Source organism: Micromonospora sp. NPDC049204, assembly GCF_040647935.1.
GTDB lineage: Bacteria > Actinomycetota > Actinomycetes > Mycobacteriales > Micromonosporaceae > Micromonospora.
The window spans coordinates 93624-118241 of the sequence record NZ_JBEZDC010000018.1; the positions used below are offsets into that span (position 1 = coordinate 93624).

Sequence of the window (24618 nt, forward strand, 5' to 3'; positions counted from 1 at the left end):
GGACGGCGCGCCGTACCATCGATGCGTGCGCCGCCCTCAGTCAGCTCGGCCGGGCAGCACCGTCCGGCCCCGCCTGCTCGTCGCCCTGACCGCCGCCGTCGTCCTCACCGCCACCACCGCCGCCTCGTGCGGCGATGACGGCCCCGACCTCGCGCTGGCGTCGGCCGCCCGCAACCCGGTCAGCGAGCTGATCGACGCTCCGGCTACCGTCACCGCCCGCGCCGCCGCGACCCTGACCGCCCCCGCCGACGGCTCGCTGGCAAGCCTGCGTGTCCAGCCCGGACAGCGGGTCAAAGCCGGCCAGGTCCTCGCCGTGGTCGACTCGCCCTCGGCCCGGCAGCGGCTGCGCCAGGCGAAGGAGGCGTTGGACGCGGCCAAGCGCGCCGGTCGGGGTGTCTCCACGGGCAACCTGGCAAGCAGTCGACGTGGCACCGACAAGGCGGCCGACGAGGCGTTCGACGCCGCCCGCAAGGCCGCCGAGAAAATCGCCGAACCGCAGTTGCGGGACGCCCTGCTGACCCAGGTGACGTCCGCGCAGCGGCAGTACGCGGCCGCCGCGCGCAGCGCCGACCAGGCCGTCCGCGCGGTGCAGCGGGGGATCAACGGGCTGAGCTCGGCCGTCGGCGCGCTCTCCGCGGCCCAACGGCTCCAGGCCCAGCAGGCGTACGACCTGGCGAAGGCGACTGTCGACGCGCTGACCCTGCGCGCCCCGATCGCCGGCATCGTGCAACCGGGCGGCACCCGGGCGGGCGGTGGCGCGACCGGTGGCCTCGCGGGGCTGTTGGAGCAGGCCGGTGGTGCCCAGGCCGCCGGTCTCAACCCGTCCGCGCTGACGTCCGGCCAGGGCGGGCCTCCTCCCGGGGTGGACGACGCGGTCGCGGTCGGCGGCCAGGTCACCGCCGGCACACCGGTGCTGACCGTGGTGGACACCGGGCAGTTGGGGTTGCTCGCCGAGGTGGACGAGACCGACGTGCTGCTGGTAAAGGCCGGGGTGACCGCCACCGTCGAGTTGGACGCCGTCAGCGGCGCCAGCTACGACGCGACGGTGCGCTCGGTGGACGTGCTGCCCACCAACTCCGCCCAGGGCGGGGTGACCTACCGGGTGCGCCTCGCGCTGGGCGCCGGAAAGCTGGCCGAGGACGAGCCGGCTCCGACGCCCCGCCCGGGCATGAACGCGATAGTCCATCTGCGGGTGCGTGAGGCCGCCGACGCGGTGACCGTACCCGCTTCGGCGGTGTTCTCCGCCGACGGCCGGGACGCGGTCTGGGTGGTCCGCGACGGCAGGGCCGGGCGGGCGGCGGTCACCGTGGGCGTCCAGGGGTCGGATCTGGTGCAGATCATCAACGGCGTGCAGCCCGGCGACCGGATCGTGGTGCGCGGCACCGACCAGGTGCGCGACGGCCAGGAGGTGCGGTGACCGACGCCCCGCCGGCGATCGAGGCGGTGGAGGTGTCCCGGACGTACCAACTGGACGGGGTGTCCGTCGAGGCCCTGCGCGGGGTGTCGCTGGTCGTGCGAGCGGGTGACTACGTGGCCCTGGTCGGTCCGTCCGGCTCGGGCAAGTCCACCCTCATGCACCTCCTCGGAGGGTTGGACCGGCCGACCGGTGGGCGTCTGGTGATCGGTGGTCGGGACGTCAACGCCCTCACGCCGCCGGAGATGGCCGCCCTGCGCAACGAGACGATCGGCTTCGTCTTCCAGGCGTTCCACCTGTTGCCGCGTACCTCGGCGGTGGAGAACGTGGCCCTCCCGCTCGTCTACCGGGGCGTGCCGGCGCGGCAGCGTCGGGAGCGGGCGGCGGCGATGCTCGGCCGGGTCGGCCTCGGGCACCGCCTGGACCACCGGCCCAACCAGATGTCCGGTGGGGAGCAGCAACGGGTGGCGATCGCCCGCGCTCTGGTCACCGAGCCGACGGTGCTGCTGGCCGACGAACCGACGGGCAACCTGGACAGCGTCACCGGTGCGGCGGTGCTGGAGCTGTTGGAACAGTTGAACGTGGAGTCCGGGGTGGCGCTGGTGATGGTCACCCACGACCAGGAGGTGGCGGCCCGGGCCCAGCGGCGGATCACGATGCGCGACGGAGTGGTCGTGGCGGACAGCGACGACCCTCATGATCGACCGCCGTCCGTCGATCCCGGTCGACCTGCGACACTGGTCTCCGCTCCCAGCGCGGAGCCCCGGTCCGCGTCCGGAAGCGCTCCGGGGCACCCGTCCGGTGGCTCCGGTGGCGCCGCCGGAGCCACCGGGCGCCTTCCGCAGGAGGTGGACCCGGGCCGGCCCGAGGTCGAGCGGCCGGGGGGCGAGCCGTGAGGGTCGCCGAGGCGTGGCGGGTGGCGCTGGACGCCCTGCGGGCCAACCGGCTGCGCAGCGCGCTGACCATGCTCGGGGTGATCATCGGAGTCGCCTCGGTGGTCCTGCTGGTGGCCATCGGCACCGGCACCAAACAGAAGGTCGAACAGCAGGTCGAGGGCCTCGGCTCCAACCTGCTGCTGGTCGTGCCCGGCCGCATCGAGGTGGGCAACGCCCCGGTGGTCTCGCCGCTGACCCTGAAGGACGTCGACGCCGTCACCCGGGTGGTCGGCGACCCCGACCGGGTGGCGGTCACCGTCGCCTCCGGGGCGACCGCGCGAGCCGGTGCCCGTTCCGACTTCACCACCGTGCAGGGAGTGCTGGAGACCACCCCGACGGTGTTCACGCGGTCGCTGGCCCGGGGTCGCTACCTCACCGGCACCGACGTGGACACCAGCCGCCGGGTGGCGGTGCTCGGCGACTCGGTGGCCCGCACGCTCTTCCCCGACCGGGACCCGCTCGGCCAGCAGGTGACGCTGGCCGGGGTGCGGTTCCGGGTGATCGGCGTCTTCGCGCCCCTCGGGCAGAGCCTCGGCGTCGACCGGGACGACGAGGTGCACGTGCCGGTGACCGCCGCGCAGCGGCTCTGGGGCACCCAGCGGGTGGACGGCATCGCCGTGAAGGCCCCGGACCGGGAACGGATCGACGAGCTGGGCGAACGGATCGTCGCGGAGCTGAACCGCCGGCACCCGGACACCGAGTTCAGCGCGGTCACCCAGCAGCAGATCCTCGGTGTGCTCGGCGACATCCTCGGCGTTCTCACCGGCGTACTGGCGGCCATCGCCGGCATCTCCCTGCTCGTCGGCGGTGTCGGAGTCTCCAACATCATGCTGGTGAGCGTTCGGGAGAGGACCCGGGAGATCGGGCTACGCAAGGCCGTCGGGGCCCGCCCCCGCGACATCGGTGTGCAGTTCCTGCTGGAGGCGGTGCTGCTCACCACGATCGGTGGGGTGACCGGAATGGCGTTGGGCGTGGGCACCGCCCTGCTGATCAACGGGCTGTCACCGATCCCGGCCGCGATCACCTGGTGGTCGTTGGCGCTCGCCTTCGGCGTGTCCGCGGTGGTGGGCATCGTCTTCGGGGTCGTCCCCGCGCAGCGCGCCGGCCGACTCGACCCGGTGGTCGCGCTACGCGCCGAGTGAACAGCGTCGGAGCGGGCCGGGACGCCGGGCGGCGTCGGAGCGGGCCGGGACGCCGGGCGGCGTCGGAGCTGGCCGGGACGCCGGGCGGCGTCGGTGGAACCGGGACGCCGGGCGCGGGCGGGGAGATTCCGGGAGTGTGGATCGGGTGAACGGCGAGAAGAAACATGATCAGTTGTACGAAGGGATCGCGCCGGTCACAGCCGCCCCGCTACCGTACTGGTAACACGCGCGTCGCCGCCCGGCCCGGAGCATCCGTCGGGTTGGCACGCGCCGGGCATGGGATGGGTTGGTGAGCCATGGCCGGGTCACAGTCCGACGGGCGACTGTCGGAGGTCAGGTTCCTGACCGTCGCGGAGGTGGCGACGGTCATGCGGGTCTCGAAGATGACTGTCTATCGCCTGGTGCACAGCGGTGAGCTCACCGCCGTCCGGGTCGGCCGGTCGTTCCGGGTGCCCGAGCACGCGGTACACGAATATCTCCGGGGCGCTTTCCAAGAGACCGCCTGAGCCGTCGTTCGGCTCCCCGGGTGCCGTCCAACCGGCATCGACGGGGGCGCGTTGGTCCGGCCGAGGCCCTCCGGCTACCCTGGAGCCCGACCGAGACCCCACCGGTGCGCCCCGCCGCCCAGACTGGTCCGGTCCGTTGTCCGCAAGCGGTCGCCGTCGCCACCTGCGTGGTGTCATCCGGTCCGCCCCGCACGTTGTATCGAAAGGCTGTCGTATGGGCTCGGTGGTCAAGAAGCGCCGTAAGCGCATGGCTAAGAAGAAGCACCGCAAGCTGCTGCGTAAGACCCGCGTCCAGCGTCGCCGTCTCGGCAAGTGATCGCCGCCGGGCGCTGAGCCCGGCATTCGGCGGCACTTGCCAAACTGTCGACCCCCGGAGGCTCAGGTGATCAGGCCGTGGTCGTCCCGGCTCGGTCCTTCCTGCCGGGGTAGGTGCGTCAGATGACCCTCGGTGGCACCTCAGGTGCCCCGGGGGTCGTCCTCGTCACCGGGGTGGGCCGCTATCTGGGTGCCCACGTGGCGGCCCGCCTGGCCGCCGACCCGCGTATCGAGCGGGTCATCGGCGTCGACGCACCGGATTCCGGCACCGAGTTCACCGATCTGCTGGACCGGGTCGAACGGATCCGCGTCGACAACGATTCGCTCGGTGGCCTCCTCGCCGACCTGGACGTCGACGCCGTCGTGCACCTCGCCCTGGTCAGCTCCCCCGACAAGCAGCACGGTGGCCGGTCCGCGATGAAGGACCAGAACGTCATCGGCAGCATGCACCTGCTGGCCGCCTGCCAACGGGCTCCCCGGCTGCGCAAGCTCGTGGTCCGGTCGTCGACTGCCGCGTACGGGGTGTCGTTCCGGGATCCGGCGGTCTTCACCGAGGAGACCGAGCCCCGCGAGGTGCCGCGTGGCGGTTTCGGCCGCGACATTCTCGACCTTGAGGGGTACGTCCGGGGCTTCCGGCGCCGCCGGTCCGACGTCACCGCGACGGTGCTGCGCTTCGCCCCGTTCATCGGCTCGACCGCCGACACCACGTTGACCCGCTACTTCGCGCAGCCGTTCGTGCCCACCGTCTTCGGCCGGGACCCCCGTCTGCAGTTCCTGCACTTCGACGACGCGTTGGAGGTGCTGCACCTCTCGATCGTGGAGGACCATCCGGGCACCTACAACGTCGCCGGTCCGGGGGTGCTGTCGCTGTCGCAGGCGATCCGGCGGGCCGGTCGGGTCGCCGTACCGGTGCTGGAGCCGAGTCTCTCCGGTGCCGCCGCGCTGGCCCGCACCATGGGGTTCGGCCGCTACGGCCTGGACCAGGTCGACCTCTTCGTGCACGGACGGGTGGTCGACACCAGCCAGCTTGAGCAGGAGTACGGCTTCACACCCCGATCGACCGCCGAGGCGTTCGACGACTTCATTCGCGCCCACCACGGTGGGGTGGTCGTCACCCGGGGGCAGTTGGCGGCCGCCGAGCAACTCGTCCTGGACGGCATCCGGCAGGTCCGCTCCGCAGTTCGGGATCGGTCGTGACCGGGCCCGGTGAGGGGCGCGATCCGCGGGGGGTCGGGCGTTTCGACGTACCGCAGCCGTTGGCGGCGGACGTGGAGCCGGCGCGGCGGAACGGACATCGACCGGCCGCTCAGGCCGCGCCGACCCCGACGCCGACCGACGAGATCGACACCGCGACCACCGACGAGCCCGCCGGGGACCTGGTCGACGTTCCGACGTCGGGTGGCACCGAACCGGCGGTGCCGGACCGGCCGGGGGACCACTGGGACCGCAGGGTCGCGAACGGCCTGGCCTTCCTGCGCCGGCGTCTCTCCGGCGACTACGAGGTCGACGAGTTCGGTTTCGACTCGGAGTTGACCGACGCGGTCTTCCACCCCCTGCTGCGGCTGCTCTACCGGGACTGGTTCCGCACCGAGGTCAGCGGCGTCGAGCACGTGCCCGTCGACGGACCAGCCCTGGTGGTCGGCAACCACTCGGGGACGGTGGCGCTGGACGCGTTGATCCTCTCGGCGGCGCTGCACGACAAGCATCCCGCCCACCGCTACCTTCGGCTGCTCGGCGCCGATCTGGTCTTCCGGATGCCGGTGGTCTCCGAGCTGGCCCGCAAGACCGGTGGCACGGTGGCCTGCAACCCGGACGCCGAGCGGCTGCTCAGCGGCGGCGACCTGGTCGGGGTGTTCCCCGAGGGCTTCAAGGGCATCGGCAAGCTGTACGCCGACCGGTACAAGCTGCAACGGTTCGGGCGGGGCGGTTTCGTCTCGGCGGCGCTGCGCACCGGCACCCCGATCGTGCCGGTCGCCATCGTCGGCGGCGAGGAGATCTACCCGATGCTCGCCGACATCAAGCCCCTGGCGCGACTGCTCAAGCTGCCCTACTTCCCGGTCACGCCGACCTTCCCGTGGCTCGGGCCGCTGGGCATGGTGCCGCTGCCCAGCAAGTGGCTCATCGAGTTCTGTCCGCCGATCCCCACCGCGCACCTGACCGACTCGGCGGACGACCCGCTGGTGGTCTTCAACCTCGCCGACCAGGTGCGGGAGACCATTCAGCAGACCCTGCACACACTGTTGGAGCGCCGACCCGACCCGTTCGGTCCCTGACGTATCTCAGCCGGCGCGGCGGCGGCGCTGCAACGCCAGCCCGGCGGTGACCGCGCCGACGACCAGCCCGGCGGCCGCGGTGGACGGTACGGCGATCTTGACCGCTCGCCGACCGGTGCGGAAGTCCCGTACCTCCCAGCCGTGCTGGCGGGCCTGCCGCAGCAGGGCGCCGTCCGGGTTGACCGCCACCGCCCGGCCCACGGCGGAGAGCAGCGGCAGGTCGTTGGCCGAGTCGCTGTACGCCGCGCAGCGGGCCAGGTCGAGCCCTTCCACCGCGGCCAGCTGGGTGACCGCCTCGGCCTTCGCCGGCCCGTGCATCAGGTCACCCACCAACCGCCCGGTGTATGCCCCGTCCACCACCTCGGCCACCGTGCCGATGGCACCGGTCAGGCCGAGCCGGGCGGCGATCACTCGGCCGATCTCCACCGGGGCGGCGCTGACCAGCCAGACCCGTTGGCCGGCCGCCAGGTGCCGTTGTGCGAGTTGGTGGGTGCCGGCCCAGATCCGGGGTGCCATCATCTCGTCGAAGATCTCCTCCGCGAGGTGCTCCACGTCGTCGACGCGCCAGCCCTCGACGAAGGCCAGCGCGGCCTCCTTGGCCAGCGACATGTCACCGGCGTGCTCACGGGCCAACAACCGGAACCGGAGTTGCTGCCAGGCGAAGCGGGCCAGGTCGGCGGAGGTGAAGTAGTTGCGGGAGGCGAGCCCACGGGCGAACCAGTAGATCGACGCGCCCTGCATCATCGTGTTGTCCACGTCGAAGAAGGCCGCAGCGGTCGGGTCCGGTGCGGAGGCGACGGCCGGGGTCAGGTCGGTCTCGGCCCAGCCCGCGGTGTGCCCCTCGGCGTCGGTGCTGACCGTCACCTTACGGCTGCGCGCCACGCGACTCCCTTCCTCACCGATACGACGGATGCCCCCAGCGAGGGTAGCCGCCGTGCGCGGCCGACCGGCCGGGCACAGCACGAACTGTGGCGAGGCCGGTCGGACGTGCGGTATAGGGGGTGGGAGGTCAGCGAGCCCCGGGGCAGGTGCTCGGGTCGGGGCCGAGGGTGTCGCTGGCGGTCGGGGCCGGCAGGCCGCAGGCGATCGCCGCGCGCAGCGAGTCCGAGCGCTCCCGGATGCTGTCCAGGAGGCGCAGGGACCGCTGGGTCCGTTCCCGGTCGACGCGGGTGCTCCCGTCGAGCAGACCGCTCACCGCCCGGCGTTGCCCGGTGACGAACGTGTTGAGCGTGTCCAGGCTGCCCGGCTCCGCCCGCTGTGCCGCGGCGGTGGTCAGCAGGCGTACACCCTGCCGGGTGTCGGCGTCCATGTCGTCGAGGACGGCGCTGTAGCCGATCCGGTCGCCGCGCAACTCGGCGGCCTCGCCGAGTCTGGTCCGGGCGAAGTCCAGGAAGAGTTGACCGCGGCTGATGTCGGAGCTGGCCAGGGCGAGCTGAGCCCGTTCGGTCGAGCGCTTCATCCCGTACAGCGCGTCACCGGGCACCGCGTTCTCGCTGGCGGCGGAAATGCCGGAGACGGCGATGGCGCCCGCGGCGATCCCGACCAGGATCGCGCCCCGGGCTCGGGCCCGCCGGGCGGTGACCGCCGGCAGAAGCCGTCCCCGGGTGGTCGTGGCCGGACGCGTGGCGGCCGGTTCGCTGGCCGCCGGTGTGGTGCCCAGCCCTTCCCGTTCGGCGGTGGCGAGCAGCATCGCCCGCAGGCCGGTCCGGAAGTCCTGGTCCACCTCGACCGTCGGGGGGTCGGTGCTGATCCGTTGGCCCACCGCGACGAGGGGCGCGAGTTGACCGTCCACCCGGGCTCGTACGTGGTGTCGCCGAGCGCCGTTGGCCTCGTCGAGAAGCTGCGCGAAGCGCTCGGCGCGCCGGCGGGAGATGAGGATGTCGTCCACCGCAGGCACCTCCTCTCGCTGGTCACGGCCGGTCGGCCGCCGTCCTTGCCGGAGACCGGGCGGCAGTGTGACACCACGGAGGTGAGGCGCCGCCGGCTTGCCGGTCGGACCTCGGTGACCCGGCCTGCCGGGACAACCACCGGTCGCACCCGGAGAAACGCGGCGGACCGTTCACGGGTTACGGGCCGGGCGGAGCGGAAATTACAGAAAGTGATCGTCGTCACCGGGCGGGACCGACCCTGAGCTGCGCGGACGTCGATCGACGCCCATCGGTCCCGCCGTCGCAAACTACGGCTGGAAGCCGTCCGGGAGCAGCCGGGCCAGGGCGCGTACGGCCCGGTACTGGAGGGCCTTGATGGCACCCTCGTTCTTGCCCATCGCACGGGCCGTCTCGGCCACCGAGAAGCCCTGGAGGAAGCGGAGCACGATGCACTCCTGCTGCTCCGGGTTGAGCTGCTTCACGGCGGTGAGCAGCGCGACGTTCGTGATGTGCTCCACCACCGCCGCCTCCGGGCTGCCCTCCGGGCCCCGGTCCTCCCGATCGGCGTCGAGCACGTCACCGGTGGTGACCTCCAGCCGGTACCGGCCCGACTTGAAGTGGTCCGCGACCAGGTTGCGGGCGATCGTCACCAGCCAGGCGCCGAGGTCGCGGCCCTGCCAGGTGAAGCTGCCGATCCGCTTGAGCGCACGCAGGAAGGTGTCCGAGGTGAGATCCTCGGCGAGTTGGCGGTTGCCGACCCGGAAGTAGATGAACCGGAAGACGGTGTCCACGTACCGGTCGTAGATCAGGCCGAACGCCTCGGACTCGCCGGCCTGGGCGCGCTCGATCAGCGTCCAGACCTCGGTGGCCGGGTCGGACGGGTCGGGGCGGCTCGGAAAGCCGGTCGGGGTCGTGGCGGTGGCGGCCGGCACCGCCGGGATCACCGCCGTCTCGCCCGCCGCCGGATCGGTGGTCACCGTCGGTGTCTCGCTGACCCGTCGACCCTGCGCCGGCATCGTCGGTCGAGGCGGAACGGCGACCCGGCCGCCGGTCGGCCGCGCGTTCCCGCCGGGCACCACGGGCCGCGGCGGCGGCTCGTTGTGGTGCGGCCGGCTGCGGGTGCGGGGGGCTGTGCCGTCGCCGAGCACGGCGGCGCCGTGGGGTTCGTCGAGTGGGGCACGGGCCGTCGGTCTCTCGTTGACGTGCGAGCGTGCCGGCTGGCCGGTCAGGCCGACTGGGCGTTCCGCGTAACCGAAGGTGGTCACCGGGTTACCCCCGTCCCGTCGGTCGCCGGATGGGCCGGTCTGTGCGTCGTCGGGGCGGACCGACCGGGGAGTCGGCCGGGCAGGACGGTCACGGGGGTTGCCGATGGGCGGCAAATCCCCTGGAGGTGCTGGTCCAATGCGCTAACAGGCACGGGGGCCTCCTCGGGCTGAGGGGTGTCGACTCACGGCAAATGGGGTGAGCCGACCCGAGTGATGATAGGGCCAACGTCACCCGCGCGTGGCAAGTCCGTTACACAAGGCGGAAGTATTTCCCGCTCCCTCCGTGCGGTGCCGGACCGGTTGTCCGTCGTGTGCGATTGACTTTCCGTCGACCCGGTGTTCCTCGGTGGATGCCCTGGTGGGGTGGGTCGCCCGTTCGGTTGGACCGGTCGCTGCGGGTGGCGGCGCGGGCGTGGCCGAAACGTCTGCGGACGACGCCGACCATCCCATCGGCGGGACTTGATCGGACCACCGATGGCACACCTGACAGTCCCGTGTACGGGACGGTCGCCCTCGCGCCGCTCGGGCACCTGTTCGCACCGTCGGTCGTGGCCGGGTCGTCGGCCGCTGTGCCAGACTTGATCACCGCGCCGGCCGAGTCGGCGGTACCGGGTGTGCCGCCCCCGCGGACCGGCGAGACTGTGCGGGCGTACGTGGTGGCGGCGTCGGCGCGACCGGTGACGATGCCGACCGAACTGCCGGCGAGCGCCGAAAACCCCATACGGAGGTAACCGATGTCCAGTGACGCCCGGCTCGCCCTGATCACCCGACCCGGCTGCCATCTGTGCGACGACGCCAAGGCGGCACTCGACCGGGTGGTGGCGGTGACCGGCGACAAGTGGGTCGAGTGGGACGTCACCGACGACGAGGGGCTGGAGCGGGAGTACGGAGACCGACTGCCGGTGGTGCTGCTCGACGGCAAGGAGCACGGCTACTGGCGGGTCGAGGAGGACCGGCTGCTGCGGGACCTGACCACACCTCAGCTCTGAGCGGTACCTATGGTGCTCCGATGACCTCCGCACCCCCGCACCTCGTCTGGGACTGGAACGGCACCCTGCTCAACGACCTCAGCCTGGTGGTGTCCGCCACCAACGTCGTGTTCACGAGCCTTGGTGGGCCGACCGTCACCCTGGACGAGCACCGGGTGCGGTTCCGGCGGCCGATCGCCGAGTACTACGCCGAGGTGCTCGGGCAGGCCGTCGACGACGACGAGTTCGGCCGGCTGGACCGGATCTTCCACGAGGCGTACCGCACCGGCCTCACCACCTGTGAGCTGGCCGCCGACGCGCGCGACGCGATGGCCTCCTGGCCGGGCAGCCAGAGTCTGCTCTCCATGTGGTTCCACGAGGAGTTGGTGCCGACCGTGCACACGTACGGGTTGACCGGCCACTTCACCCGGGTCGACGGGCTGCGGGCCACGGTCGGCGGCGGCCGTAAGGCCGAGTCGCTCCGGTCACACCTGGCGGAGCTGGGCGTGGACGGCGCCTCGGTGGTGCTGATCGGGGACTCCATCGACGACGCGGACGCCGCGCTCGCGGTCGGCGGTCGTGCGGTGCTCTACACCGGCGGGTTCACCGACCCGGCCCGGCTGCGCGCCTCCGGCCACCCGGTGGCCGACACCCTCCTCGACGCGGTCAACCTGGCGCGGGAGGTCAGTTCCGCAGGTAGGTGAGGACGGCCAGCACCCGCCGGTGCTGCTCGGTGTCCGGCGGCAGGGTGAGCTTGGTGAAGATGTTGCGTACGTGCTTCTCCACCGCGCCGTCGCTGACCACCAGGGCGCGGGCGATGGCGGTGTTCGAGCGTCCCTCGGCCATCAGGGCGAGCACCTCACGTTCGCGGGGCGTCAGCTCGCGCAGCGGGTCGTCGCGGCGGCGTCGGGCGAAGAGCTGGCCGACCACCTCCGGGTCGAGCACCGTGCCGCCGGCCGCCACCCGGCGCAGCGCGTCCAGGAACTCGTCGATCGCGGCGACCCGATCCTTGAGCAGGTAGCCGATACCGCCGCCGGCAGCGCCGGTGGTGGCCAGCAGATCATCGGCGTACGAGACCTCGACGTACTGGGAGAGCACCAGGATCGGGGTACGCGGCACCAGCCGGCGTGCCTCCACCGCCGCCCGGAGTCCCTCGTCGGTGTGCGACGGCGGCATCCGGACGTCGACGATCGACACGTCCGGCTGGTGCTCCACCACCGCCTCGACGAGCGCGTCGCCGTCCCCGACGGCGGCCACCACCTGATGGCCACTCTCGGTCAGCAGCCGGACCAGTCCCTCGCGGAGCAGGACGCCGTCGTCGGCGATCACGATGCGCATGGCTGTGTTGTCTACCACGTCCGACGCGTCGTGCGGGGGCGGCGCGGGACTGCTCACAGCGGTAGCTCGGCGCGGATCTCGGTGGGGCCGCCGATCGGGCTCACCACCGCCAGTTCACCGCCGGCGGCCCGGACCCGGTCGGCGATGCCGGCCAGCCCGTGCCCCTTGGCCAGGTGTGCGCCGCCCTGACCGTCGTCGCCCACCCGCACCTGGAGGTGGGTGCCCTGCCGGGCGACGGCCACCACGGCCTCGGTGGCCCGCGCGTGCTTGGCGACGTTCGTCAACGCCTCGGACACCACGAAGTAGGCGGTGTTCTCCACCGCCGGGTCGAGCCGCCCGCCCGGAGTGCCGAGCTGCGGATCAACCTGGAGCTCGATCGGGATCAGCCCGCGACCGGCAATCGCGGCCAGGGCGCTGGGCAGGCCCCGGTCGACGAGGATCGGCGGGGCGATGCCCCGGGACAGTGCCCGCAGCTCGGCGAGCGTGTCCCGGGTCTGCGTGACCGCCTCGTCGATGGTCCGGCCGGCGGCCTCCGGGTCGGAGGCGAGCTGCATCCGGGCGCGGCTGAGGTCCATGGCCAGGCGGACCAGGCGCTGCTGGGGGCCGTCGTGGATGTCGCGTTCCAGCCGGCGCAGCGCGGACGCCTCGGCGGACACGGCGGCCCGTTTCTGCTCCTCCAGCACGGTGATCCGGTCGCGCATCTCGGCCACCCCGGTCAGCATGGCCTTGGCGAAGCTGGCCTGCAGCAGGGCGCATCCCCGCACCACGATCGGCAGGGTGATCAGGAAGAACACCCCGATCGCGGTGTTCAGGCCGATTCGGGCGGTGGTCGAGTCGCCGAGGCCGAGCAGTTGGGCGAGGTCCTGGTCACCCTCGCCGCTGGCGCGGGGCAGGGCCCAGTCGTAGACCCAGTACAGCGAGCCGGCGATCGCTCCGGCCCACCAGACCACGGCGACCACGAACGTGCCGGCCGCCGCGATGAGCCGCAGGATGCCGTGCGCCAGGTCGAGCCAGGACTGGGCGTCCCGCATCGGCACGAAGATCCTTCGCCAGGCGTTCGCGCCCGCCTCGGGCAGCCGGTAGTGCGGCCGGATCCGGGGTTGCCGGAGCACCGCGGGCAGCCGTAGCCGTTCGATGTCGGCCAGCCCACGGGCGGCGTACAGGGTGCCGCTGAGGATCGGCAGACCGATCACCGTGACCACCAGGCCGATGCCGACCGCGGTGCCGAGGATGAGGACGACGAAACTGGCCACCGCCAGAGGCAGACCGAGGAGCACGTAGCCGGAGTCGACGAAGAGTTGGCGGGGAATGCTCGGTGCCAGCGTCGGTGGGTCGCTGGTGGCGGCAACGGCGGTCATGGGAAAAGGCTAGGCATTCCGACTTCCGGTCCCCATCCCGAAGCCCTGCCTCTCCCCCGTAGTGCTGCCCCTACCACCTGCGGAACGGCCCGGTGAGGCTCAGCGCGGGATTGGTCAGAGAAGTCGGTATTGAGCAATAATTGCCTGGGCGGCACGGACGAAAGTCGCTAAATCGATCTTGCGGAATGGAGCTGTTGGTGGAGTCGCGGCACGCAGCGACAAGATCGCGATTTGTGCACGTCTTCACAAGCGCCTACTCTGTGACTCCGACGCGCCCTGCTAGCACAGCCGGCAACCTCGGTCGCCAGCGGGAGTCCATAAGCGGCCGACCAGCGGAGTTGGCCGAGGATCGCACCGCACGGAGTCTCATGAGTCAGCACCGTCACCCAGGCGCGCCCGGCCGCGCCGGTGCCGTACCAGCGCTCCCGGATCTGCCCGAGGCCACCGTCGCTCGGCTCCCGGAATACCTGCGCGCGCTGCACAACCTCGCCGACACCGGGCACGAGACGGTCTCCAGCGAGGAGCTGTCCGCAGCCGCCGGCGTCAACTCCGCCAAGCTTCGCAAGGACCTCTCGCACCTCGGCTCGTACGGCACCCGGGGCGTCGGCTACGACGTCACGCTGCTGATCGAGCAGATCGAGAATGTGCTCGGGCTCACCCAACGCCGGGCGGTCGCCCTGGTCGGCGTGGGTAATCTCGGTCACGCTCTGGCCGGCTACGACGGCTTCGCCGGCCGGGGCTTCCGGATCGCCGCACTTCTCGACGCCGATCCCTCCCGGGTCGGCGAAGAGATCAATGGCCTGGTGGTCCGGCATGTCGACGATCTGGCGACGGTCGCCGCGGAGGAATCCCTCGCGATCGGCGTGATCGCCACCCCGGCCGCAGCCGCCCAGCAGGTCGCCGACCAGCTGGTCGCCGTCGGCGTGACGAGCATCCTCAACTTCGCGCCGTGCGTACTCTCGGTTCCGGAGGGGGTCGACGTGCGCAAGGTCGATCTCGCCATCGAGCTGCAGATTCTGTCCTTCCACGAGCACCGCAAGGCGTCGCTGACCGCGCTGCCCGCCACCGGCGGGTCCGCTCTCACGGCCCTGCCGGGCGGGTTCGCGGCCACCGACACCCAGGAGGCGATCGGCACGTGAAACTGCTCGTCGTCGGCGCGTCCTATCGGACCGCCCCGGTCGCCACGCTGGAACAACTGGCCGTGCCTCCCGCAGACCTCACCCGCACCCTGGACCGCCTGGTCGCCCAGCCCTACGTGGCCGAGGCGGTGATCGTCTCCACCTGCAACCGGGTGGAGGTCTACGCCGCCGTGTCCGGTTTCCACGGTGGGCTCGGCGACGTGTGCGCCGTCCTGGCGGAGCAGGCCGGCACCTCGCCGGCGGCACTCGCCAGCCACCTGTACGTGCACTACGACACCGCCGCCGTGGAGCACGTCTTCCGGGTCGCCACCGGTCTGGACTCGATGGTGGTCGGCGAGGCGCAGATCCTCGGCCAGCTGCGTGACGCGTACCACTGGGCCACCGGCGCCGACTCGGCCGGCCGCCTGCTGCACGAGCTGATGCAGCAGGCCCTGCGGGTCGGCAAGCGCGCCCACGCCGAGACCGGCATCGACCGTGCCGGCCAGAGCGTCGTCACCGCCGCGCTCGAGCTGGCCGCCGGGCACCTCGACGGCGACCTCGCCGGCCACCCGGCCCTGGTGGTCGGCGCCGGCGCGATGGGCTCACTCGGGGTGGCCACGCTGTCCCGGCGGGGCGCCGGTCCGCTCACCGTCAGCAACCGGGGCGCCGACCGGGCCGTCCGGCTCGCCGAGTCGTACGGGGCGAGTGCCGCGCCGATGACCGAGCTGGCCGACACCCTTTCCACAGTGGACATCGTAGTGGCCGCCACCGCCTCCACCGAACCGGTCCTCACCCGGGCGGTGGTCAGCGCGGCGCTCGCCGAACGGGACCCGGTCCGGGGCCCGCTGGTCCTGCTCGACCTTGCCGTCCCGCGTGACGTCGAGGACGGTGTCGCCGAGCTGTCCGGCGTCGAGGTGATCGACATCGACCGGATGGCGGCGCTGCTCGCCGACGGTCCGGCCGCCGCGGACGCCGCCGCCGTCGAACGGATCGTGCGGGGCGAGGTGGAGAGCTTCCTCACCTGGCTGCGCGGTGCCGACGTGGCGCCCACCGTGGCCGCGCTGCGCGGCCGAGCCGACGACGTGGTCACCGCCGAGCTGCGCCGGCTCGCCCAACGTCGCCCCGACCTCGGCGACGACCTGCGCGCCGAGGTCGCCCGTACCGTGCACCGGGTCGTGCAGCGGCTGCTGCACCAGCCCACCGTCAAGGTCCGCCAGTTGGCCGCGGAGCCCGGCGGCGACCAGTACGCGGCCCTGCTGCGCGAGCTGTTCGACCTCGAGGTGCCGCAGACCTCTCCGGTGGACACCGTCCCGGACGTGCTGACCCCCGACCTCGGTATGGCGCTGCCCGGTGTCGACCCGGTGTCCGCTGCCGACGCCCCCGAGCCCACCCCACCCACCGGAGGTGCGCGATGACCGCCCCCCTACGCCTCGGCACGCGCGGCAGCGCCCTCGCGATGGCCCAGTCCGGCCAGGTCGCCGAGGCGGTGACCGCCGCCACCGGTCGCCCGGTCGAGCTGGTCGAGGTGGTCACCGCGGGCGATCGTTCCAACGCACCGGTGCACCGGCTCGGCGTCGGGGTGTTCGTCTCCGCGCTGCGCGACGCCCTGACCGCCGGGACGATCGACTTCGCGGTGCACTCCTACAAGGATCTGCCCACGGCTATCGCCGCCGGGCTGCACATCGCGGCGGTGCCGGCCCGACTGGACCCGCGCGACGCGCTGATCGCCCGGGGCGGCCGGACGCTCGCCGAACTACCGCCCGGCGCCACCGTGGGCACCGGCGCGCTGCGCCGGATCGCCCAACTGCACGCGCTCGGCCTGCAACTCGAGGTCACCCCGATCCGCGGCAACATCGACACCCGCCTGGCGCGGGTGGTCGGTCCCGAGGCCGACCTCGACGCCGTCGTCCTGGCCCGGGCCGGGTTGACCCGGATCGGTCGGGCCGACGAGATCACCGAGACGCTGGATCCGATGCTGATGCTGCCCGCCCCCGCCCAGGGAGCGTTGGCCGTGGAGTGCCGGGTCGACGACCAGAGCCTGGTCGAGTTGCTCGCGGTGCTCGACCACGCACCGTCGCGAGCCGCGGTCACCGCGGAACGCGCGTTTCTGGCAACCCTGGAGGCTGGGTGCAGCGCACCCGTCGCCGCCTACGCGGAACTCGCCGAGGGCGATACCGGCGATGAGATCTACCTGCGCGGGGCGGTGATCAGCCCGGACGGCACTCGTGACCTCCGGCTGTCCCGCACCGGAACGCCCGCCGACGCGACGGAGATCGGTAAGGCACTCGCCGCCGAACTCCTCGACCTCGGCGCCGACTCGATCCTCGGCCACGATGGACACACCGGCCCGGGGACCCAGCAATTTGGGAGCACAGAATGACCCGCACCCGTAAGCCCGTCGGCCGTATCGCGTTCGTCGGGGCTGGCCCCGGTGACCCTGGGCTGCTGACCCGTCGGGCCCACGACGCCCTGGTCGACGCTGACCAGGTGATCTACGACCGGGGAGTCCCGGAGTCGTTGCTCGCCGTCGTTCGCGCCGAGGCCAGGGACGATGCCGAGTTCACCCCCGCCGAAGGCGCGCCGGGGGACGTGGCGAAGGTGCTGATCTCCGCGGCCCGATCCGGGTTGAACGCGGTGCACCTGGTCGCCGGCGACCCGTTCGGCCACGACTCGGTGGTGAAGGAGGTGCAGGCGGTGGCCCGCACCGCCGCCCACTTCGAGGTGGTGCCCGGTGTCGGCCAGGCCGAGGGTGTGGCCACCTACGCGGGTGTTCCGCTGCCCGGTGTGCGTACCGCCGCCGACGTCGAGGACGTCAGCGCACTGGACTTCGAGGCGCTGGCCGCTGCCGTCGGCCGGGGTTCGCTCGCGCTGGCCGTGGACGCCGGTGACCTCGCCGCCGTCCGGGACGGGCTGCTCTCCGCCGGGGTCGACGGCACCACCGGCGTCGGGGTGACCGGCGACGGCACCGGCGAGACCCAGTACACGACCACGTCGACCGTGGACAGCTTCGTGGCTGCCGCGCTCGGCTTCACCGGCCGGGTGGTGCTCACCGTCGGTGTCGGGGTGGGTCAGCGCGACAAGCTGAGCTGGTGGGAGAACCGCCCGCTGTACGGCTGGAAGGTGCTCGTACCCCGGACCAAGGAGCAGGCCGGCGCGATGAGCGCGCGGCTGCGCGCGTACGGGGCGATCCCGTGTGAGGTGCCGACCATCGCGGTCGAGCCGCCGCGCACTCCGGCGCAGATGGAGCGGGCGGTCAAGGGCCTGGTCGACGGCCGGTACGCCTGGGTGATCTTCACGTCGGTGAACGCGGTCCGCGCGGTCTGGGAGAAGTTCGCCGAGCACGGGCTGGACGCCCGGCACTTCGGCGGCGTCAAGATCGCCTGCATCGGTGAGGCGACGGCCGACGCGGTGCGCGCGTTCGGTATCCAGCCGGAGCTGATCCCCGCCGGGGAGCAGTCCTCCGAGGGGCTGCTCGCCGAGTTCTCCCCGCACGACGAGATCCTCGACCCGGTGGGCCGGGTGCTGCTGCCGCGTGCCGACATCGCCACCGAGACGCTCGCCGCCGGGCTCACCGAGCGCGGCTGGGAGGTCGACGACGTGACCGCGTACCGGACGGTGCGGGCCGCGCCGCCGCCCGCCGAGATCCGGGACGCGATCAAGTCGGGCGGGTTCGACGCTGTCTTGTTCACGTCATCCTCCACCGTGCGGAACCTGGTCGGTATCGCCGGGAAGCCGCACGCGCGTACCGTGGTTGCGGTTATCGGGCCCAAGACGGCGGAGACCGCGACGGAGTTCGGCCTGCGGGTCGACGTCCAGCCGCCGCACGCCTCGGTGCCCGACCTGGTGGAGGCGCTTGCCGCCTACGCCGTCGAGCTGCGCGAGAAGCTGGCCGCCATGCCGGCCAAGCAGCGCCGCGGTTCGAAGGTGCAGGGCCCGACCGCTCTGCGCTTCCGGTAGTCGTTCGAGGAGGCCTGCCATGTCGTACCCCGAGATCCGGCCCCGCCGGCTGCGCCGCAACCCGGCGATCCGCCGGCTGGTGTCCGAGACCCGGGTCGACCCGGCCGAGCTGGTCGTGCCGATGTTCGTCAAGGAGGGGCTGAGCGAGCCCCGTGCCATCGGGTCGCTCCCGGGGGTGCTCCAGCACTCCCGGGACTCGCTGCGCAAGGCGGCGGCCGAGGCGGTCCAGGCCGGCGTCGGCGGGATCATGCTCTTCGGCGTGCCGGAACGGCGGGACCCGACCGGCTCCGGCGGCATCGACCCGAACGGCATCCTCAACGTCGCCATCCGCGACGTGGTGGCCGAGGTGGGCGACGCCGCGGTGGTGATGAGCGACCTGTGCCTGGACGAGTTCACCTCGCACGGGCACTGCGGGCTGCTCACCGCAGACGGTGAGGTCGACAACGACTCCACCCTGGCCGCGTACGCCGAGATGGCGGTGGCCCAGGCCGCCGCCGGGGTCGGCATGGTCGGGCCGTCCGGGATGATGGACGGCCAGGTCGGCGTGGTCCGCAAGGCGCTCGACGCCGCCGGGCACCAGGACGTGGCCGTGCTGGCGTACGCCGTCAAGTACGCCTCGGCGTTCTACGGCCCGTTCCGCGAGGCGGTGGAGTCGGCGCTGGAGGGCGACCGGCGCACCTACCAGCAGGACCCGGCCAATCTGCGGGAGTCCCTGCGCGAGGTGGCGCTCGACGTCGCCGAGGGCGCCGACCTGGTGATGGTCAAGCCGGCGCTGCCCTACCTCGACGTGGTGGCGGCGGTACGGGCCGCGGTGGACGTCCCGGTAGCCGCCTACCAGGTCTCCGGCGAGTACGCGATGGTCGAGGCGGCCGCCGCGAACGGCTGGATCGACCGGGAGCGGGTGATGCTGGAGACGCTCACCTCGATCAAGCGGGCCGGCGCGCAGGTCATCCTCACCTACTGGGCTGTCGAGGCCGCCGGGCTGCTGCGCCAGCGCTACTGAGGCGGGCCGCCTACGGCGCGATCACGGGCTGCCCGCGGCGCGATCATGCGGAAATAGTGGCCTCCTCGGCAGGAGAGGCCACTATTTCCGATCATCGGCCCGTTCTGCCGATCAGGGCAGCTGTCCCAGCCGATCGACGACGGCCAGCCGGGTGACGGCGGTGCTCATGTACGGCGACTCCTTGCCATCCCGCACCGTGAGCCGGCGGGTGCCGAGGTAGACGTGGGTCTCCCGGTCGAAGATCAGGTCGACGTGGGCGGCGAACACGCCGGGAGTCCGCAGCGCCACGCCCCGTCGGCCGGCGGCGTCCCGCACCTCGCCGGGCAACACGCTCGCCCCCGGCACTCGGGCCATCGCCTGGAACAGCGCGCCGAGCGACTGCGGCGGCACGTAGCCCTCCAGCATCCACATCCCGTCGGTGAAGATCGTGGTCGGGTCGTTCTGGATGGCCTCCAGGTCCGCGCCGGCGGGTAGGTCCAGGGGGATCGGGTGATCCCGCAGGTGCTGCGCCATCTGCTCCGGCTCGGTGGGCAGGCCCTGGAAATAGCCGGGCGGCGGCGGCAGGTGCGAGACGTTGTCGGTTCGCCACTCGTCCGGGCGGCTCTCCAACCGCCGCCGCTGCTGCCAGGTCGGATCGTCGCCGACCGGCACCCAGCGTTGGAGCCGCTCATCGACGTACGGGCCGGCCGCTGGCTCCTCCCGGGCGGTCAGCCGCAGTTCGATGAAGAGGAACTGGCCGGGACGCGCCACCAGGTCGGGCTGCTGCCGGGCCGTGTCCGCGGCCTCGGTCAGGACCTCGGCCGCGCTCGCCGTCGGTGGGGCGTCGCCGACCGTCTGGGTCACCAGTCCGACGGCGGTGAGCAGGACGACAAGCCCACCGACCCCGGCCAGCCGCCAGCCCGGCCTACGCCACCGTGCGCCCCGTGTCGCACGGACGGTCGTCGGGGCTGCGTCGGCGGCCGGGGCGCTTTCGGTGGTTCGGGCGCCGAGGTGTTCCTTCAGTTCGGCGAGAAGCCGTGCCTCGAAGTTGCCCAGTTGCGGGGTTCTGCTCATGGTGACCTTCCCTCCGATCAGACGAGCGCGGATTCGGACTGTGCGAGAGCGAGGCGTACCGCCCGACGGGCCCGATGCACCCGGACCCGCGCGGCGACCGGGGAGATCCCGAGCGCGGCGGCCGCGTCCGTCAGGGACAGGCCGTCGACGGCGACGAGTTCGAGCAGGGCGCGCGTGTGCTCCGGCAGACCGCCGAGAGCGCGATAGGTACGGCGCGCCAGCGATTCCGCGTCGATGCGCTCCTCGATCCGGGCGATGTCGTCGGCGTCCAACAGCCGTCGTCCCGCCACGAGACCGCTGGCCCGCAGATGACGGGTAGCCCGGCGGTGTTCGGCCGCGATGACGTTGCGGGCCACGCCGAAGAGCCAGGCCAGCTCGTTTCCGCGCTCCGGCTGGAAACCGGCCGCGGAGTCGATCACCGCCAGGAACACCTCGGCCGTGAGGTCGGCGGCGGTGTGCGGGTCGTCGACGCGGCGGGCCACGAACCGCCCGATCGTCTCGACGTGTCGGCGGTAGAACCGCTCGAACGCCGCGGGGTCCGTACCGATGGCGGCTAGGTCGTCCCCGCCTGGGCTCGGGCTACTCACAGGCCGTCCTCTCGTTGGCCGTCCTTACACCCCTTCCTTGGTTCGGCGGCGATTCGGCGTTACATCCGCCAGCGCCGCGCTTTTTGCCAAAATCGTGCAGAAACACAGATGTAGTGGCCTCCTGGTCGGCGGAGGCCACTACATCTTGGATCGAGCGCGATCATTCGTGGGCGGGCGGAGACCCCTCAGTCGTCGTTGGTGATCGTGCCGACCGCGAGCGGGTCGGCCAGCCGCAGGCCGGGCACGCCGGCCACCAGCAGCGTCAGCTTCTCGTCCGACTCCCGCCTCCGGTCGCCGCGCACGGTCACCGGGAACGCCACCGCCGTCTGCCCGGCGGCCAACACCTTGCACCCGGCGTACGGGTCGAAGTCCGAACCCGACTGCGCGGTGAGGCCGACGGTGGTTGCACAGAGCAGCACCGGCTGGGACAACGGCCGGGACACGGTCGCGGTGAAGGTGAGCTGCCGGGTGCCCTGGTTGCCCTCGACCACCGTCGCGTCGGCGACGGTCAGCGAGGCGCGGGACCGGAACCGGGCCACCTGCGGGTCGTGGTCGCTGGAACCCCGTGACCCGTCGCCGCTGAACTCCGCCGGCCAGTCGGCGTTGATGTGCGCCGCCCGCACCTGCACCAGATCGCCGTAGAGCGCGTCGTTGACGAACAGGTGGTCGAGGGTCTGCGCGTGCCCCTCGAAGCTGTACGAGTACGCCGACGCCGGCACCTCCGCGACCAGGTTGTCCCACAGGTTGTGCAGACCCGCCTCGTACAGCGGCGCGAGCTGGTCCGACGGCGTGGGCTGCTCGCCGGTGGCGATGGGATCGTCCGGGCGGGGGAAGACGTTCAGGTCCCCGCCGTAGACCACCCGGGCGCTCTGGTCGGCCGCCTCGATCGCGGTGACGATCGCCGCGCCGTAGCGGGCCTGCTCCCGCCGCTGCCCGACCCGGCTGTCCGGGCCGGAGGAGTAGTGGTTGCTGAGCGCGTACAGGGTGAACCGCTCGGTCGAACCGGGCGACGCGGCCACGCTGAACCTGCCGAGCTGTGGGGCGCGGGTGAAGACGTTGGTGCCGTCCCGCCCGGTCGAGGTGTCCACATCCGCCGGCAGCACCGCGTTGAGGGCCTTCGGGTTCTGTACGTCCGCGTTGGCCGGCAGGCCGGCAGCGCGGTACTGGACGGACGGTGTCGAGCCCAGCAGTGGATCGTCGGCCGTCGCGGCCGTCAGCGACAACCGGTCGGTGCGGTACAGGAAAGCCGCGGTGATCCCACGGGCGTCCGCGCCGGTCCGGTCATAGGCCGCGGCGTACGCCGGTCCGCCGGCCGCCGCCACCACGAGCGCCAACTCCTGGATGCTGTCCGGAGCGCCGTCCGCGTTGTTGGTGTCGCCGCAGCTCAGCGCCGCCCCGGAGACCGTGCAGATGTCCTGGTCCTCGGCCTCCTGCACCAGGATCAGATCCGGTGCGTGCAGGTCCTTGACGATCTGGTCGGCGAGCGCGGCCAGCTGCTCGCGGTACTCCGTCTCGCTGCCCGGCACGTAGTCGAACGGCGGGTCGACACCCGGGCAGCCGGCGTTACCGGTGAAGTCGCAGCCGTCGAACGGGTCGTCGCGGTAGTCGTACAGGTTCTCCACGTTGTAGGTGGCGACGGCCACCTCCTGCGACCGGTCGGCCGGCTTGGGCGGGTTGTTCTTCGACGGGTCGGCCCCGGCGGCGAACTCCGCCCGCTCGACCTGGACGCCGTACTTCTCGAACGAGTAGTAGACCCCGCCCACCGCGTCCGCCCGCAGCGTGTCGAAGGTGTGCGCCGGCGGGAGCAGCGCGGCGCTGTCCCCGGCGGTGGCCTTCACGCCCATGCTGCCGAGCAGCGTCCGCTGACCGTTGCCGTCGTCGAAGCGGCGGGTCGGGTCGTTGTCCAGTGGGTGCGAGTCCCGGAAGACCCGCCGGGAGTACGGGTCGGCGCGGTCCAGCAACGGGTCGTCGCGGTCGACCACCCACAGCTCCGCGTCGGCCGTGGAGGAGAAGACGTCCCGGCCGCTCACCGCGCCGCTGCCCGCGCGAACCCGCATCCGGGAGCCCTCGTGCCGCTCCCAGAAGCGCTGCGCGTCGCTCAGCACGGCCGGCGGCACCGCGTCGGTCACCGCGACCGCCGTGTCCACGGCCAGCCCACCGCCGATCCGGCGGACCAGCGACGCGCCGGAGAGCTGGGTGAAGCTGTAGTACTCCGACACCCGGGCCCGCAGCACGACCTCGTCGCCGACCGTCGGCACGTAACCGCCGATCAGCGAGGTGAACGCGCCCATGAACACGAAGATGCCGTCGGAGCTGGTCGGGTCGCCGTCGGTGTCGCCGGTACGGCTCTGCAGGAAGAAGCCGCGCTGCTCCGCGCCGGCCGACGTGCGGGCCAGGGTCAACTGGGTGATGACGCCGCGTACGTCGTACAGCGTGCTGCTCGTGCCGTTGCCGCTCGCCGGTGCGAGCGGCGACCGGTCGGCGGGGCCGGACTCGGTGTCGGTGGTCGGGCCCTGCACCTCACCGACGGTCAACTCCCGGGTCACCTGCACGGCCAGCGCGCAGCTCGCGGTGCCGCCGTCCGCGTCGGTCGCGGTGAGGGTGACGGTGTACGCCCCGGCGGCCAGGTCGGCGCTCGCGTCGATCGTGGCACGGGCGGTGCCGCCGACGCCCCCCGCGGGAGTGAGCGCCGTGCGGGTGATCGAGCCGGCGGACGGGGTCGGACTGACCGAGGTCACCACCAGGTCGACGATCGTGTCATCGGGATCGGTGGCGGTGACCTCCCGGCTCGCCGCCGTGCCCGCGCTGGTGACCAGCGGGCCGCCGCAGGTCAGTGTGGCCGGGACGTCGACCGGGCCGCCGCCGTCCACGGAGTGCGCGCCGACGCCGTCGAAGGTGTCCACCGGGAAGCCGGCCCACTGGGCCGCGGGGTCGAACGCGTCCGTCGGGTCGGTGTCGCCGCTGGTCACGGTCGGCAGCCGGCGCAGGGTGTCGTCCGCGGTGCTGGTGGCGCCCGCACCCCACTCGGTGCCCGGGTCGACACCCACCTGCCCGATCGAGTCGAGCACGGTGACGCCCCGGAGCAGCACGACCGCGTCGTCACCGTTGAACAGACTGGCCCCGGTGGTCTGGTCGGCCTGGGCGAGGATGGCGGCCCCGGCCGACGCGCTGGCGAACACGAACACGTCACCGGCGGCCACGTTCCCGGTCAACGCGATCGTCGTGGCCGTGGTGGAGCCGTTGAAGTAGAGCTGGAACCGGTAGCCGCCGGCGGCGAGGTCAACCGGGGCGCCGGTGCCGTTGAACAGCTCGATCGCCTTGTTGTTCGACGAACCCTCGACGTACTCCGAGATGAACAGATCGGTGGGCGCGGCGCTGGCCGCGGTGGGTGCGACGCCGAGCGCCGTGATGGTCACGGCGGCGGTGGCGGTCGCGAGCGCGGCGATTGAGCGGCGCGGGCGCATAGGGCCTCCACGATGGGTGGATGGGGTCAACGCACGTTAAGGTGCGCGGTGGTC

22 protein-coding genes are annotated in these 24618 nt (G+C 72.5%); 14 read left to right on the top strand and 8 right to left on the bottom strand.

Annotated features, from left to right (window positions below):
* Nucleotides 1–25 precede the first annotated feature (25 nt).
* From AB0A90_RS28365 to AB0A90_RS28395, 7 genes are all read left to right on the top strand, one after another.
* The gene (locus AB0A90_RS28365) at nt 26–1417 is read left to right on the top strand and encodes an efflux RND transporter periplasmic adaptor subunit (protein ID WP_357253857.1); all 1392 of its coding nucleotides are present in this window, start codon (nt 26–28) and stop codon (nt 1415–1417) included.
* A complete protein-coding gene (locus AB0A90_RS28370) occupies nt 1414–2310 on the top strand; it encodes an ABC transporter ATP-binding protein (RefSeq protein ID WP_357253859.1) in 897 nt (298 codons plus the stop codon). The genes AB0A90_RS28365 and AB0A90_RS28370 overlap by 4 nt, the downstream gene beginning before the upstream one ends.
* On the top strand, nt 2307–3491 hold the full coding sequence (locus tag AB0A90_RS28375) for an ABC transporter permease (RefSeq protein WP_357253861.1): 1185 nt from the start codon (nt 2307–2309) through the stop codon (nt 3489–3491). The genes AB0A90_RS28370 and AB0A90_RS28375 overlap by 4 nt, the downstream gene beginning before the upstream one ends.
* Before the next feature lie 296 nt (nt 3492–3787).
* Nucleotides 3788–3997 (top strand): helix-turn-helix domain-containing protein, encoded by a 210-nt coding sequence (locus AB0A90_RS28380; RefSeq protein WP_110563213.1) that lies wholly within the window; start codon nt 3788–3790, stop codon nt 3995–3997.
* A 214-nt stretch (nt 3998–4211) separates the two neighbouring features.
* A complete protein-coding gene (locus AB0A90_RS28385) occupies nt 4212–4313 on the top strand; it encodes an AURKAIP1/COX24 domain-containing protein (RefSeq protein WP_007465623.1) in 102 nt (33 codons plus the stop codon).
* Between the two features lie 122 nt (nt 4314–4435).
* Entirely contained in the window at nt 4436–5509 is a 1074-nt protein-coding gene (locus tag AB0A90_RS28390) for an NAD-dependent epimerase/dehydratase family protein (protein WP_357253863.1), read from the top strand.
* A gap of 179 nt (nt 5510–5688) precedes the next feature.
* Nucleotides 5689–6585, top strand: a complete 897-nt coding sequence (locus AB0A90_RS28395; RefSeq protein ID WP_357253979.1) for a lysophospholipid acyltransferase family protein — start codon at nt 5689–5691, stop codon at nt 6583–6585.
* A 6-nt stretch (nt 6586–6591) separates the two neighbouring features.
* On the opposite strand, the gene AB0A90_RS28400 is transcribed toward AB0A90_RS28395, so the two are convergent.
* The 3 genes from AB0A90_RS28400 to AB0A90_RS28410 all read right to left on the bottom strand — a co-directional run bounded on the left by AB0A90_RS28400 (nt 6592) and on the right by AB0A90_RS28410 (nt 9718).
* Nucleotides 6592–7467, bottom strand: coding sequence for an HAD-IB family hydrolase (locus AB0A90_RS28400; protein ID WP_357253865.1), 876 nt, complete (start codon nt 7465–7467; stop codon nt 6592–6594).
* Nucleotides 7468–7594: 127 nt separating this feature from the next.
* On the bottom strand, nt 7595–8482 hold the full coding sequence (locus AB0A90_RS28405; RefSeq protein ID WP_357253867.1) for a DUF5667 domain-containing protein: 888 nt from the start codon (nt 8480–8482) through the stop codon (nt 7595–7597).
* A gap of 279 nt (nt 8483–8761) precedes the next feature.
* Nucleotides 8762–9718 (bottom strand): ECF subfamily RNA polymerase sigma factor, BldN family, encoded by a 957-nt coding sequence (locus tag AB0A90_RS28410; protein ID WP_357253869.1) that lies wholly within the window; start codon nt 9716–9718, stop codon nt 8762–8764.
* Between the two features lie 734 nt (nt 9719–10452).
* On the opposite strand from AB0A90_RS28410, the gene AB0A90_RS28415 reads away from it, so the two are divergent.
* Nucleotides 10453–10707, top strand: a complete 255-nt coding sequence (locus AB0A90_RS28415; RefSeq protein WP_357253871.1) for a glutaredoxin family protein — start codon at nt 10453–10455, stop codon at nt 10705–10707.
* A 20-nt stretch (nt 10708–10727) separates the two neighbouring features.
* Nucleotides 10728–11390: an HAD hydrolase-like protein gene (locus AB0A90_RS28420; RefSeq protein WP_357253873.1), complete on the top strand. Its 663-nt coding sequence runs from the start codon at nt 10728–10730 to the stop codon at nt 11388–11390.
* Here AB0A90_RS28420 and AB0A90_RS28425 read toward each other — a convergent pair.
* Both AB0A90_RS28425 and AB0A90_RS28430 read right to left on the bottom strand, forming a co-directional pair.
* On the bottom strand, nt 11371–12024 hold the full coding sequence (locus tag AB0A90_RS28425; RefSeq protein WP_357253875.1) for a response regulator transcription factor: 654 nt from the start codon (nt 12022–12024) through the stop codon (nt 11371–11373). The genes AB0A90_RS28420 and AB0A90_RS28425 overlap by 20 nt on opposite strands.
* Before the next feature lie 53 nt (nt 12025–12077).
* Nucleotides 12078–13382 carry a sensor histidine kinase gene (locus AB0A90_RS28430; RefSeq protein WP_357253877.1) on the bottom strand — a complete coding sequence of 435 codons (1305 nt, stop codon included), beginning with the start codon at nt 13380–13382 and terminating at the stop codon, nt 12078–12080.
* Nucleotides 13383–13750: 368 nt separating this feature from the next.
* On the opposite strand from AB0A90_RS28430, the gene AB0A90_RS28435 reads away from it, so the two are divergent.
* The 5 genes from AB0A90_RS28435 to hemB are packed head-to-tail and all read left to right on the top strand — an operon-like array spanning nt 13751 to nt 19460.
* Entirely contained in the window at nt 13751–14521 is a 771-nt protein-coding gene (locus AB0A90_RS28435) for a redox-sensing transcriptional repressor Rex (protein WP_357253879.1), read from the top strand.
* A complete protein-coding gene (locus AB0A90_RS28440) occupies nt 14518–15915 on the top strand; it encodes a glutamyl-tRNA reductase (RefSeq protein WP_357253880.1) in 1398 nt (465 codons plus the stop codon). The genes AB0A90_RS28435 and AB0A90_RS28440 overlap by 4 nt, the downstream gene beginning before the upstream one ends.
* Nucleotides 15912–16880 carry a hydroxymethylbilane synthase gene (gene hemC / locus AB0A90_RS28445; protein WP_357253882.1) on the top strand — a complete coding sequence of 323 codons (969 nt, stop codon included), beginning with the start codon at nt 15912–15914 and terminating at the stop codon, nt 16878–16880. Before AB0A90_RS28440 ends, hemC begins: the two co-directional genes overlap by 4 nt.
* A complete protein-coding gene (locus AB0A90_RS28450) occupies nt 16877–18457 on the top strand; it encodes a uroporphyrinogen-III synthase (protein WP_357253884.1) in 1581 nt (526 codons plus the stop codon). The genes hemC and AB0A90_RS28450 overlap by 4 nt, the downstream gene beginning before the upstream one ends.
* Nucleotides 18458–18476: 19 nt before the next feature.
* The gene (gene hemB, locus AB0A90_RS28455) at nt 18477–19460 is read left to right on the top strand and encodes a porphobilinogen synthase (RefSeq protein ID WP_357253886.1); all 984 of its coding nucleotides are present in this window, start codon (nt 18477–18479) and stop codon (nt 19458–19460) included.
* A gap of 111 nt (nt 19461–19571) precedes the next feature.
* Here the strand turns inward: hemB and AB0A90_RS28460 are convergent, their stop codons facing one another.
* From AB0A90_RS28460 to AB0A90_RS28470, 3 genes are all read right to left on the bottom strand, one after another.
* Nucleotides 19572–20513 carry a CU044_5270 family protein gene (locus AB0A90_RS28460; RefSeq protein WP_357253888.1) on the bottom strand — a complete coding sequence of 314 codons (942 nt, stop codon included), beginning with the start codon at nt 20511–20513 and terminating at the stop codon, nt 19572–19574.
* 17 nt (nt 20514–20530) lie between these two features.
* Complete coding sequence (locus tag AB0A90_RS28465) at nt 20531–21100, bottom strand: sigma-70 family RNA polymerase sigma factor (RefSeq protein ID WP_357253890.1); 570 nt, start codon at nt 21098–21100, stop codon at nt 20531–20533.
* Between the two features lie 185 nt (nt 21101–21285).
* Entirely contained in the window at nt 21286–24564 is a 3279-nt protein-coding gene (locus AB0A90_RS28470) for a lamin tail domain-containing protein (protein WP_357253892.1), read from the bottom strand.
* Nucleotides 24565–24618: the final 54 nt, after the last annotated feature.

Excerpts from the sequence above, each read along its gene's own strand:
- AB0A90_RS28380 (WP_110563213.1), top strand. The coding sequence starts at position 3,788 with ATGGCCGGGTCACAGTCCGACGGGCGACTGTCGGAGGTCAGGTTCCTG.
- AB0A90_RS28385 (WP_007465623.1), top strand. The coding sequence starts at position 4,212 with ATGGGCTCGGTGGTCAAGAAGCGCCGTAAGCGCATGGCTAAGAAGAAG.
- AB0A90_RS28390 (WP_357253863.1), top strand. The coding sequence starts at position 4,436 with ATGACCCTCGGTGGCACCTCAGGTGCCCCGGGGGTCGTCCTCGTCACC.
- AB0A90_RS28415 (WP_357253871.1), top strand. The coding sequence starts at position 10,453 with ATGTCCAGTGACGCCCGGCTCGCCCTGATCACCCGACCCGGCTGCCAT.
- AB0A90_RS28420 (WP_357253873.1), top strand. The coding sequence starts at position 10,728 with ATGACCTCCGCACCCCCGCACCTCGTCTGGGACTGGAACGGCACCCTG.
- AB0A90_RS28425 (WP_357253875.1), bottom strand. The coding sequence starts at position 12,024 with ATGCGCATCGTGATCGCCGACGACGGCGTCCTGCTCCGCGAGGGACTG.
- AB0A90_RS28430 (WP_357253877.1), bottom strand. The coding sequence starts at position 13,382 with ATGACCGCCGTTGCCGCCACCAGCGACCCACCGACGCTGGCACCGAGC.
- AB0A90_RS28435 (WP_357253879.1), top strand. The coding sequence starts at position 13,751 with ATGAGTCAGCACCGTCACCCAGGCGCGCCCGGCCGCGCCGGTGCCGTA.
- hemC (WP_357253882.1), top strand. The coding sequence starts at position 15,912 with ATGACCGCCCCCCTACGCCTCGGCACGCGCGGCAGCGCCCTCGCGATG.
- AB0A90_RS28450 (WP_357253884.1), top strand. The coding sequence starts at position 16,877 with ATGACCCGCACCCGTAAGCCCGTCGGCCGTATCGCGTTCGTCGGGGCT.
- hemB (WP_357253886.1), top strand. The coding sequence starts at position 18,477 with ATGTCGTACCCCGAGATCCGGCCCCGCCGGCTGCGCCGCAACCCGGCG.
- AB0A90_RS28460 (WP_357253888.1), bottom strand. The coding sequence starts at position 20,513 with ATGAGCAGAACCCCGCAACTGGGCAACTTCGAGGCACGGCTTCTCGCC.
- AB0A90_RS28470 (WP_357253892.1), bottom strand. The coding sequence starts at position 24,564 with ATGCGCCCGCGCCGCTCAATCGCCGCGCTCGCGACCGCCACCGCCGCC.